This window comes from Rathayibacter sp. AY1C9, assembly GCF_002932315.1.
GTDB lineage: Bacteria > Actinomycetota > Actinomycetes > Actinomycetales > Microbacteriaceae > Rathayibacter.
The window spans coordinates 1-10,987 of the sequence record NZ_PSVZ01000043.1 but is presented as its reverse complement, the minus strand read 5'-3'; the positions used below and the strand labels follow the sequence as shown (position 1 = coordinate 10,987).

The following is a 10,987-nucleotide window of genomic DNA, read 5'->3' as shown; positions in this document are numbered from 1 at the left end:
CGCCCGCCGAGGGCACCGCTCCCACCCCGCCCGGCCCCGGCCGGGGCCGGCGGGGCCGCACCGGCCGGGGCCGGGCGGGGTGGGAGCGGTGCCCTCGGCGGGCGCGTCCGTCGACGGCGCACCGGTCGACGGCGCACCGGTGGACGGAGCGTCGGTCGAGGTGGAGTGCAGCGGTGTGGCGCTGGAGGTCGGCGTGCTCGACGGCGTCGCGGCGAACGCGGCGGTCGAGCCGAGCGCGACGAGTCCGAGGGCGCCGACAGCGATGCCGATGGTCAGGGCGCGCTTCTTCGGACGGCGCGGCCCGAAGCTCGAGCCCTTCTCGGCGGGGGTGGTCGACTCGGTCATGGATGTCTCCTCGTTCCGGCCCGGTGCCGACCCCGTTCGGGATCGGTTGCGGCCGGTTCCATTTCAGATTCGAAGGCGAATCTGAAGCCGGACTTAAGAACAGACCCTCCACAGCAGACGCCGGGTGCGCCCCGATCCGCGGCCCCTAGGTTCGACCACATGCCCTCCTCCGCCCGTGTGCTCCTCATCGAGGACGACGACGCCATCCGCTCCTCCGTCGAGACCGCGTTGCGCAGCGAGCGCTTCACGGTCCGCGGTCTCGTCTCCGGCGAGGACCTCGCCCGCGAGCTGAGCACCTTCGCTCCGGACCTGGTGATCCTCGACTGGATGCTCCCCGGCCCGAGCGGCATCGTGCTCGCCGAGCGGATCCGCCGCAGCAGCGACGCGGCCGTGATCATGCTCACCGCCCGCGACGCGGTCGACGACCGCCTCCGCGGCTTCGACGAGGGCGTCGACGACTACGTGGTGAAGCCGTTCGTGCTCGCCGAGCTCGTCAAGCGCGTGACCGCCGTGCTGCGCCGCCGCGGCCGCATCCCGTCCGTCGTCGAGATCGGCGACCTCGTCGTCGACCCGGAGTCGGGCCGCGCCCGCCGCGGCGGCGTCGCCCTCGACCTCACCGCGACCGAGTTCCGCCTCCTCGCCTTCCTCGCCGGGAACCGCGGCCGCACCCTCACCAAGACCCAGATCCTCACGCAGGTCTGGGGCTACGACCACGTCGACCCGAACCTCGTCGAGGTGCACCTCAGCTCCCTCCGCAAGAAGATGGAGGCGCACGGCGACCGCCTCGTGCACACCGTCCGCGGCCTCGGCTACCGGGTGGAGGCGTGAGCCGCGCCCAGCCGGGCGCGCTGCGGACCGGCTCCCTCCGCCTCCGCACCGTCCTGGCCGTGCTCGCTCTGCTGGCCGTGCTGCTCCTGGCCCTCTCGGCGACGGTGCAGGCGGTGCTCGGCGAGCGCCTCCGCGACCAGATCGAGGAGCGGCTGCAGGACCGCGCCTCCGCCGCCGCGGCGCTGGTCGGCACGATCGCCGACGACGCCCTCGCCTCCCGCCTCTCGGCGCAGGGCGTCTCGGTGCGGATCACGAGCCCCGAGGGCGAGGACGTCGTGGCCGGGCCGAGCCCGGAGCAGCTGCGCCTGGGCCCGGGAGCCGCCGACCAGCTCGGAGAGCCGCCGTCGCCTCCCGGCACCAGCTCCTCCTCCGGAGCCGTCCCGCCCCGAGCCGCGTCCGCCGCCGTCACCGTCGTCTCGAGCAGCGTCGCCGCCGACGACGAGCTGATCACCCTCGAGTCGACCCTCAGCGACGGCACCCGCCTCGAGCTCACCAGCGAGGCCGGATCGGTGGGCAGCACCCTCGCGCAGCTGAACGGGATCCTGCTCGGCGCGTCGGCCGTGTTCCTCGTGCTGGCCGCCCTCGCGCTGATCGTCGTGGTCCGCGCGACCCTCCGGCCCCTCGAGCGGATGACCGACGTGGCCCGCGACATCGCGCACGGCGACCGCGGGCGGCGGCTGCGCCCCTCCCGCCCGCGGACCGAGCTCGGCCGCACCGCGACCGCGTTCGACGAGATGCTCGACGACCTCGAGCAGGCCGAGCGCAGCGCCCTCGCCGCCGAGGCGACGGCCCTCGCGGCGGAGCAGCGGATGCGCGCGTTCGTCTCGGACGCCGCGCACGAGCTGCGGACGCCGGTCGCCGGCATCCAGGCCGCCGCCGACGCGCTCGTCCGCGGCGACGGCGGCGAGCAGGAGCGCGAGCGCCTCTCCGTGCACGTCGTGCGGGAGTCGCTGCGCGCGGGCCGCCTCATCCAGGACATGCTGCTGATGGCGCGGCTGGACGAGGGCCTGGCTCTGAAGTCGCGTCCGTTGGACCCCGCGGGCGTCGCCGAGGCCGCGATCGAGCGCCAGGAGCTGCGCCGCCCGGGCCTCGCGATCGAGCTGCACCGGCCCGCCGAGCCGCTCCGGGTCAGCGCCGACGCCGACCGGCTGGCCCAGGTGCTCGGCAACCTCCTCGAGAACGGTGCCCGCTTCGCCCGCTCGCGGATCGACGTCGCCGTCGAGGCGGCCGCCGACTCCGTCACGATCACCGTCGACGACGACGGCCCCGGCATCGCCGAGGCCGACCGTGAGCGCGTCTTCGACCGCCTCGTCCGCCTCGACGACGCCCGCAACCGCGCCGACGGCGGCTCGGGCCTCGGCCTGCCGATCGCGCGCGGGCTGGCGAGGGCTCTCGGCGGCGACCTCGTGGCGGAGGCGGGGCCCGTCGGCGCCCGCTTCCGGGTGACGCTGCCTCGCGCGGGGTGACGCCGTCCCGCTCCCCCTAGGCTCGACGGGCGCGCGGGCCCCGCTCCGCCCGAACGGCAGGAGTGGCTCCATGGACAGGGACGACGCGGAGCAGCGTGTCCGGCAGGCCCGCGACGAGGCCCTGAGGTTCGGGAGCGGTCCCCTGCTCGCCACCTTCACCGTCCGCCACCGCCGCGGACTCGACGTCGCCTTCGTGCTCGACGGCGCGGAGGGGGACTTCCAGATCGGCATGGGCGCCGCGTCCGACGACTTCCGGAGCGTCCTCACCGTCGGGGTCGACCGCGAGGACGGCCGCATCCGCGGCGTCTCCAGCTGGACCGTCGACGGCCGCGAGGGCCGCGTGCCCGTGCGGATCCTGCACCGCTCCGCCACCGTGATCATCGTGGAGGCCGCTCCCCTCCCCCTCGACCGGCGCCCGTCCTCGCTCAAGTGCTGGTCCTTCCTCCGCCGTGCCTCCGCTGACCACCACTCCGACGTGCTCGGCTTCGTGTCCCCCGACCTGGCCGACCTCCCCCCGGTCCGACTCCTCACCGATCCGCGGGCGCGGCGCGGGCGCTGAGCCGGCCTCCCGCGCGAGGGGACGGATCCCCGCCCGACCCGCAGGCGCCGGTGCGATCATGCGCTGACGTGATCCCGCCCGGAGGTCCGCCCGACCCGGAGGAGCGCTCGTGACGCAGGAAGTGCAGTCGACCCGGCTGCGGTCGCTCGGGAGCGAGGCGTTCTTCGGGGCGACGGTGGTCGTGGCGGCGGCGTGGTCGGGGGCCCGGGCGTTCCAGCTCTACGGAGGGTGGGGCGTGGTGCTCGCGGTGGCCGCGGTGATCGTCGCGGGGCTCGGCTTCGGGCTCCGGCGGTGCGTCGAGGAGCGGTGGTCACGGCCGAGCCTCGAGAGGCTGCGGGCCGAGCATCCGGACGGCGGCGTCACCGCGGTGCTGAACACTCCGGAGACGCTGGCCTCGCTGCGGACGCTCGCGGTCGCCGGAGCCGCGGTCGACCTCCCCGCGCTGCGCGCGGCGAAGCCGGACCCCGTGCTGCTGGCCGTCGTCACCGCGAGGGCGCTCTCGCTGTTCCGTGCCGACGCGGACCTCTCGCCGGTCGCGTTCCTGCCCCTCACCGCCGGGGACGCCCCCGAGTCGGTGACGGGCTACCACCACGGTCACGCGCTCGCGGCTCCCGTTCTCATGGTCCGGCAGCAGGGGACGGAGCAGCGGCTCGCCCTCTTCCCTGCGCGAGCCTGAGACGCGGCTCAGCCCGCACCCATGCCTACGATCACCGATCGCGCAAGCACCTGCTCGCGGGGCGCCCGCACGTCAGCATGAGCGGGATGGACACGATCGAGGAGGCGGGCGCCTGGGCGCGCGCTCTGGTGCGCCGCGAGTTCGGCGTCGGCCTCGTCGACCTGGAGCCCGTCGTCGGCGGACTCGACCACGGAGCGCGCGTCTGGTGCGCGGCCGACGGCTCCGGAGCGCTCTGGAGCGTCAAGGCGTCGGCCCGCGACGGGCGCTTCGGACTCGCGCTCTCGGCGTCGCTGGGAGAGGCGGGGGTGCCGGGCGTCGCGGCGCCGCACCGCGCCTCCGACGGGCGCCCCTGGGCGGAGGACCGGGGGCTGCGGGTCTCGGTCGCGCCGTGGATCCTCGGCGAGGACGCGGTCGACTCCGGCGAGGACGCCCTCGACTGGGAGGGGTTCGGCGCGGTCCTGCGCTCCGTGCACGACGCCGAGCCGCCGACACTCGCGCCTCCCGTGCGGCGGGGCATCCGCCGTGTCCGCCGTCCGCTCGCCGACCTCCTCGCCGAGACCGACGAGAGGATCGATGCGCAGCCGGAGCCCCGCCCCCGCCTCACCGCGCTGTGGCGCGCGAACCGCTCCCGCCTCGACGCCCTCGCCGGCTCCGAGCGGCGGCTGAAGCGCGCCCGCACGCCCACTTCCCGCGTGCCCCTCCACGGCGACCCGCATCCCGGCAACGTCGTCATCGACGAGAGCGGCCGCCCCTGGCTGATCGACTTCGACGAGGCCACCGTCGCCCCGCGGGAGGCCGACCTGCTCCTGATCGAGCTGGGCGTCATCTACTCGCGGCCGATCAGCGACGTGCAGCGCTCGGCGTTCCGCGCGGGCTACGGCGAGGCCCTGATCGACGACGAGCGGATCGTCCGCTTCGGCTGCGTCCGCGCGGTCGAGGACGTGGCCGCCACTGTCGCGCTGGCCCTCGCCGACCCGGAGCCGGAGGAGCGCGAGGCCGCCCCCGTGCCCGCCTCCCGCCTCGGCCGCGCCGCCTCGGCGCTGCCCGTCCCCACTCCGCTCGACCTGCTCGTCGGCCAGCTCGGCCCGCACGGCCTCGTCTCGCTCGTCGAGACCGCCCTCCGCCGCCCCGCCTGACGCGGCCCTCCGACCCCGCCCCCGTCCGACCCTTCACAGCAGGAGACCACCCATGCGTAGACGATTCATCCCCCTCGCCGCCGTCCTGGCGTCGACCGCCGCCCTCACCGGCTGCAGCGGCTTCGGCGGAGGAGGCGGCGGTTCGGCCGACGCCGACTCGATCACCTTCACCACCTGGGCCAGCGAGTCCGAGCAGGCGGCCTTCGAGTCGCTGATCACCGACTTCGAGGCCGAGCACGAGGGGGCGAGCGTCGAGCTCAACGTCGTCCCCTACGACCAGATGTTCAGCAACATCGACGCGCAGCTGTCGTCGGGCGAGGCCCCCGACGTGTTCCGCGTCGACTACGGCAACCTCGGCGTCTACTCCAGCCAGGAGCAGCTGCTCGACCTGACCGACCGGATCGACGACTTCGACTCCTTCACGCCCGCGTTCCAGGAGGCCGTCTCCTTCGAGGGGAAGCCCTACGGCGTCCCGCACCAGACCGACGTGTCGGCGCTGCTGGTGAACACGCAGCTGCTCGCGGCGGCCGGCATCACCGACGTGCCGACCACCACCGACGAGGCGTGGACCTGGGAGGAGTTCGCCGACGCCTCCGCGAAGCTGCGCGCGAGCCTGCCCGCCGAGCAGTACCCGTTCGTCTACAACTGGCAGCTCGGCGGCACGCCCCGCTGGCTGAGCTGGCTGTTCGAGGCCGACGGCACGCTCCTGGAGGAGGACGGCACCACTCCGGCGATCGACTCCGCCGCGGGCGCGAAGGCCCTGGACTTCACCAAGAGCTTCTTCGACAACGACTGGGTCCCGCCGACCAGCTCGGTGAAGTCCGCCACCTACGCCGACTCCTTCTTCACGGAGCAGACCGCGGCGATGGCCTTCGCCGGGTCCTTCCTCGTGCCGGACATCGACGACCTCGCCGACTTCGAGTGGACCGCCACGCCGATGCCCGTCGACGAGCGCGGCGCGACCGACCTCGGCGGCAACGCCCTCGTCGCCACGGCCGACACCGAGGACCCGGAGCTCGCGACCGAGTTCCTCTCGTTCATGACGCAGGCCGACACCATGGCCGAGTTCTGCGCGGCGACGAACGAGCTGCCCACCCGGTCCGACATCGACCCCGCGTCGATCGACTTCGCGGTGCGCCCGGACGTGATGCCCGTGTTCGTCGAGCAGGCCGCGACGATCACCCCGCGGGACGTGCAGCAGCTCACCTCGCCGTTCCTCGCGAAGATCTCGGTCGCGATGCAGGACCAGCTCGAGGAGGCGTTCGTCGGCGGACGCAGCACCGAGGAGACCCTCTCCGGCCTCGGTGCGGCCATCCAGCAGGCGACCAGCTGATGACCGCCACCACCCTCCGCGGCCGGGCGGGCTCCTCCGCCCGGCCGCGGTCGGCCCGCAGGCGCGAGGCCCTCGCCGGCTTCGGCTTCGTCGGCCCGAACCTGCTCCTGATGGCGCTGTTCCTGTTCGTGCCGATCCTCTGGGCGATCCAGCTCTCGTTCCAGGAGTCGCGCGGCTTCGGCACGCCCGAGTGGGTCGGCTTCGCGAACTACCTGCGGATGGGCGCCGATCCGGTGTTCTGGCAGAGCCTGGGCAACACGCTCCTCTTCACCGCGGTCACCGTGCCGCTCGAGCTCGCCGGCGGCCTCGGCCTGGCCGTGCTGCTCAACTCCGTCCTGCCCGCGCGCGGGATCTTCCGCACGGTGATCGTGCTGCCCCTGGTGATCTCGGGCGTCGCCTCCGGGATGATCGCGGTCACGATCTTCAGCGAGTCCTCGGGCATCGTGAACAAGGTGCTGAGCTCGCTGGGCGCCTCGCCGGTCGCCTGGCAGTCGGACGGCTCCGCGGCGATGATCTCGGTGATGCTGACCGCGGTGTGGCTGCGGATCGGCTTCAACATGGTGATCTACCTGGCGGGCCTGCAGAGCGTCTCGCCCGAGCTCTACGAGGCCGCGCGGATCGACGGAGCGACGCGCTGGCAGCAGTTCCGCGCACTGACGGTGCCGCTGGTCGGCCCGTCCACCTTCTTCCTGTTGATCATGAACGTGATCGCCTCGTTCCAGGTCTTCGACATCGTCTTCGTGATGACGGGCGGCGGCCCCGGCTTCTCCACGTCGGTGCTCGGCACCTACGCGTACCGCAACGGCTTCCAGGTCCGCGAGCAGGGCTACGGCGCCGCGCTCGGCGTCGTCATCCTGCTGGTCTCCCTCGCCTTCACCTACCTGCAGTGGCGCACGAGCCGCACGCGCGACCTCGTCGACTAGGAGCCCTCATGTCGTCCTCCACCGTCACCACGCCCGCCGCGGTCGCCGCGGCCACCGCCCGCGAGACCCCGCGCCGGCGCCCCTCCCGCCGCGACGGCTCCCGCTCCGGACTCGTCGTCCGCCTCGTCGTCGCGATCGTCGCCTCGGCGATCGTGTTCTTCCCGCTGTACTGGATGCTCGTCATCGCCTTCTCGCCGCGCGGCGAGGTGTTCGCGCCCGGCCCGCCCCGCTTCTGGCCGAGCGAGATCTCGTTCGAGAACTTCGCGACGGTGTTCGCGCGCTTCCCCGTGGGCGAGTGGTTCGTCAACTCGGTCGTGATCGGGGTGTTCGTCACGGTGTTCACCGTCGTGGTGAACCTGCTGGCCGGCTGGGGCTTCGCGCGGCTGCGCTTCCCCGGGCGGAACCTGCTGTTCCTGCTCGCACTGGCCACGATGATGATCCCGGTGCAGGCGATCATGGTCGCGCAGTTCAAGCTCGTGACCGGACTGCAGATCTACGGCACCTACTGGTCGGTGATCCTGCCCGGAGCAGCGGCGGCCTTCGGGATCTTCCTCGCCCGGCAGTTCTTCCTCTCCATCCCGGAGGAGCTGATCGAGGCGGCGCGGATCGACGGCGCCGGCCACCTGCGGGTGTTCCTGCAGATCGTGCTGCCGCTCTCGAAGCCGCTGATCGCCGTCCTGATCCTGCTGACTCTGCTCGGCAGCTGGAACGACTTCGCCTGGCCGCTGATCGCCCTGAAGGACAACGAGCTGTTCACGCTGCCGATCGGCCTGCTCTACCTCAAGGGCCAGTCGACGCCTGACTACAGCGCGAGCATGGCGCTGGCGCTGGTGTCGGTGCTGCCGATGGTGCTGCTGTTCCTGTGCTTCCAGCGCTACTTCGTGCAGGGGTTCGCGCGCAGCGGCATCCGGTGAGGTCGGGCGGCGGCACGGGCGGGGGCACGGGCGGAGTGGAGCGGTCGCCGCGGCGGGGCGCTCCTGACCGGACGGGGCAGGAGAGGACGTGGAAGGAGAGGACGGGGCAGTGCCGGAGAGGACGGGGCAGGAGAGTGCCGACGGACGCTGCGGGCGGCGGGCGGCGGACAACGTGAACCACGTGGAGGTCGTCCGGTCGTGATCTCCCGAGTTCGACGGCTCTCCTGCGCGGCGGGGGCGTCCGCCAGCCGGAGCGGGACGGGAGCGGACCGGGACGGAGCGGACCGGGACGGAGCGGCGGACCGGGACGGAGCGGCGGACCGGGACGGAGCGGCGGACCGGGACGGAGCGGCGGACCGGGACGGAGCGGCGGACCAGGGACAGGGGCGGACCAGGGACAGGGCCGGACCAGGGACAGGGGCGGACCGGGACGCGGGCGGACCGGAACGCGGGCGGACCGGAACGCGGGCGGACCGGAACGCGGGCGGACCGGAACGCGGGCGGACCGGAACGCGGGCGGACCGGAACGCGGGCGGACCGGGACGCGGTGGCCGACGCCCCGAAGCGCCGAAGCACGACGGGACACGGGGGTCGAGGCTCGGAGCTCCGGGACACGGGGCTCGGAGCTCGGGGCTCGGGGCTCGGGGCTCGGGGCTCGGAACTCGGAGCTCGGGGCTCGGGGCTCGACGAAGCGCCAACGTGCCGACGGACCTCGCGGCGCCGGAGGTGAGAGAGCGCGAGGGCGCCTGGGCGTGTCCAGGCACGGCGATTCACCGCCTCGCGGCCGACGGAGTGTCGAATCGCCCGGCATGTCGGGCTGCGGATCAGAACGGCGGAGGCGCGTCCACGAACCGCGGCCGCGTCGGCGCCAGCAGCGATGGCGACGGTCGAGGTGACGACGGTCGCGATGACCTCAGCTGCGATGACGAGGATCGTGGTGACAGCGGGTGCGGCTGCGGCTCCGGCTCCGGTTCTTGCGCCGACTGCGGCGTCGGTCGTCGCGTGGGCGGCAGCGGAGCCCCGGGCAGCGCCCGCGGTCGGTCGGTGATCCGACGGCCGGTGGGGGTCGTCCAGACGACGGTGCCGTCCGGATGGAGGGCGTAGGTCCAGCGGTCGCCGTGGCGGACGTGGTGGTGCGCGACGCAGAGCGAGGCCAGGTTGCCGAGGGCGGTCTCGCCTCCGTTCCGCCACTCGAGGGTGTGATCGGCCTCGGCCGTCGAGGACGAGCGGGTGCAGCCGGGGAACCGGCAGGTCCGGTCGCGCAGCTGCAGCTGGAGGCGCATCCGAGGGGGCGGGACGCGGAGGGTCCTGCCGACCGACGTCACCACTCCCGTGTCCGGATCGGTCAGCACCCGCGTGAAGGTGGCCGCCGTGCGGACGAGCTCCCGGGCGACGTCGGCGGGGACGAGACCGTAGCCGTCGAGTTCGGCCGGCGCGTCGTCGAGGCCGACGGCGGTGCTGGCGGCCAGGGTGAGGCGCACGTCGGCGCGGACTCCGGAGACCGAGGCGTGGATTCCGGAGCCCGAGGCACGGACGGCGCTCGCTCCTTCTCCCGAGGATCCGTCTGCGGAGATGTCGCCGTCGATGAGCAGATCGACGAGCGCGTCGGCCCGCAGCTGCGCGAGCGTCCGGCCGTCGCCGAGGGAGATGTCAGCGTCTCCACCGGCGCCGCCACCCGTCTCCGCGCCGAGCCCGGCACCAGCACCAGCACCAGCACCAGCACCAGCGTCCGTCCGTGCGCCGACTGCCACCGGAGCATCGCCACGGGCACCAGCACCGCTCTGTGCAGTCGCAGTCGCAGTCGCAGTCGCAGTCGCAGTCGCACTCGCACTCCCACTCGCACTCGCACTCGCACCTGCACCTGCACCTGCACCTGCACCTGCACCGAACCCGATCCCCGCCGCGTCCGCCCCGTCGCGGAGCGAGCGGGCGATCCGGTCGAGACGGTTGTAGGCGCCGACCGCGACCGGGGCCGGCAGCAGGGCGCAGAGCGTGGCCATGCCGTCGGCCTCTGCTCCGAGCCACACGCTGCGATCCTCTCGGGCGCGGGCGTGGCGCTCGGTGAACGGCTGCTCGTGCAGCTCGTCGCGCAACCGCGCCACGGTCCGGCGGAGCTGGGTGGGCGTCTGCGAGAGCGCCGCGGTGGCCGCCCGCTCGTCGAAGGACGCGCGCGACGGAGCGGGGAGGGTCGCGGCGGCGGCGCAGACGACCTCGCCGGCCTCCCAGAGGATCCGGGCCTCGGCCAGGAGGGTGCGGGTCGCCGGGAGGTCCTCGATGAGGAGCCGAGCGTGCTCGAGACGCCGAGACGCCACGCGCTCCGACATCCCGAGCGCCGTCGCGAACTCGGCTCGGATCGAGCGCTCCACGAGGTCTCCCGCCTCGCTCCGGGAGAGACGGCTCCCCCGCGCGAACGACTCCGGCACGAGCAGCGCCGCCCGGTACGCCGTGTGCAGGGCGACAGCCCCCGCGAGCAGCACCGGCGCCGAGGAGCGGGCGAGCCCCGCCGCGAGACCGGCGAGCGCGCGCACCGCGTCGAGCGTCTGCGCCGTCTCGACCGCGCGCACCGCCTCGACCACCTGCACCGCGTCACCCGAACTTCTCATACGTGTATTGAATCAGCGACCACCGACATCGGGCCGGGGCCCGTGACCAGGATCGGGACAAGGGAGCCGGTACCCCACCTGTGGAGGGAAGGACCGCCGGCGAGCGCGGGCTCGCACACCGCTGTCCGCGCGATTCCTGAGCCGAGCCACCAGCCCGCGCTCGCCGGCGGTCCTTCCCTCCACAGGTGGGGTACCGGCTCCCTT

The 10,987-nt window shown here is 74.0% G+C and carries 10 protein-coding genes; 8 read left to right on the top strand and 2 right to left on the bottom strand.

The genetic code is table 11. The features are described 5' to 3' along the window. On the bottom strand, positions 1 to 345 hold a 345-nt coding region (locus C5D09_RS16560; protein WP_374953814.1), incomplete at its 3' end, for a hypothetical protein. A gap of 159 nt (positions 346 to 504) precedes the next feature. On the opposite strand from C5D09_RS16560, the gene C5D09_RS16555 reads away from it, so the two are divergent. The 8 genes from C5D09_RS16555 (at position 505) to C5D09_RS16520 (ending at position 8,180) form a co-directional block, all read left to right on the top strand. Continuing rightward, positions 505 to 1,173 carry a response regulator transcription factor gene (locus C5D09_RS16555; RefSeq protein ID WP_104225192.1) on the top strand — a complete coding sequence of 223 codons (669 nt, stop codon included), beginning with the start codon at positions 505 to 507 and terminating at the stop codon, positions 1,171 to 1,173. Next, on the top strand, positions 1,170 to 2,639 hold the full coding sequence (locus C5D09_RS16550) for a cell wall metabolism sensor histidine kinase WalK (RefSeq protein ID WP_104269803.1): 1,470 nt from the start codon (positions 1,170 to 1,172) through the stop codon (positions 2,637 to 2,639). Before C5D09_RS16555 ends, C5D09_RS16550 begins: the two co-directional genes overlap by 4 nt. A gap of 70 nt (positions 2,640 to 2,709) precedes the next feature. Then, complete coding sequence (locus C5D09_RS16545; protein ID WP_104269802.1) at positions 2,710 to 3,198, top strand: hypothetical protein; 489 nt, start codon at positions 2,710 to 2,712, stop codon at positions 3,196 to 3,198. Positions 3,199 to 3,307: 109 nt separating this feature from the next. Then, complete coding sequence (locus C5D09_RS16540; protein WP_104269801.1) at positions 3,308 to 3,874, top strand: hypothetical protein; 567 nt, start codon at positions 3,308 to 3,310, stop codon at positions 3,872 to 3,874. 86 nt (positions 3,875 to 3,960) lie between these two features. Beyond that, positions 3,961 to 5,010 (top strand): aminoglycoside phosphotransferase family protein, encoded by a 1,050-nt coding sequence (locus C5D09_RS16535; protein ID WP_104269800.1) that lies wholly within the window; start codon positions 3,961 to 3,963, stop codon positions 5,008 to 5,010. Between the two features lie 52 nt (positions 5,011 to 5,062). Then, the gene (locus C5D09_RS16530) at positions 5,063 to 6,343 is read left to right on the top strand and encodes a sugar ABC transporter substrate-binding protein (RefSeq protein ID WP_258067041.1); all 1,281 of its coding nucleotides are present in this window, start codon (positions 5,063 to 5,065) and stop codon (positions 6,341 to 6,343) included. After that, the gene (locus C5D09_RS16525) at positions 6,343 to 7,266 is read left to right on the top strand and encodes a carbohydrate ABC transporter permease (protein ID WP_104239656.1); all 924 of its coding nucleotides are present in this window, start codon (positions 6,343 to 6,345) and stop codon (positions 7,264 to 7,266) included. The genes C5D09_RS16530 and C5D09_RS16525 overlap by 1 nt, the downstream gene beginning before the upstream one ends. Positions 7,267 to 7,274: 8 nt before the next feature. After that, positions 7,275 to 8,180, top strand: coding sequence for a carbohydrate ABC transporter permease (locus tag C5D09_RS16520; protein WP_104269799.1), 906 nt, complete (start codon positions 7,275 to 7,277; stop codon positions 8,178 to 8,180). Between the two features lie 824 nt (positions 8,181 to 9,004). Here C5D09_RS16520 and C5D09_RS16515 read toward each other — a convergent pair. Beyond that, a complete protein-coding gene (locus C5D09_RS16515; RefSeq protein WP_104269798.1) occupies positions 9,005 to 10,783 on the bottom strand; it encodes an HNH endonuclease signature motif containing protein in 1,779 nt (592 codons plus the stop codon). Between the last annotated feature and the right edge of the window lie 204 nt (positions 10,784 to 10,987).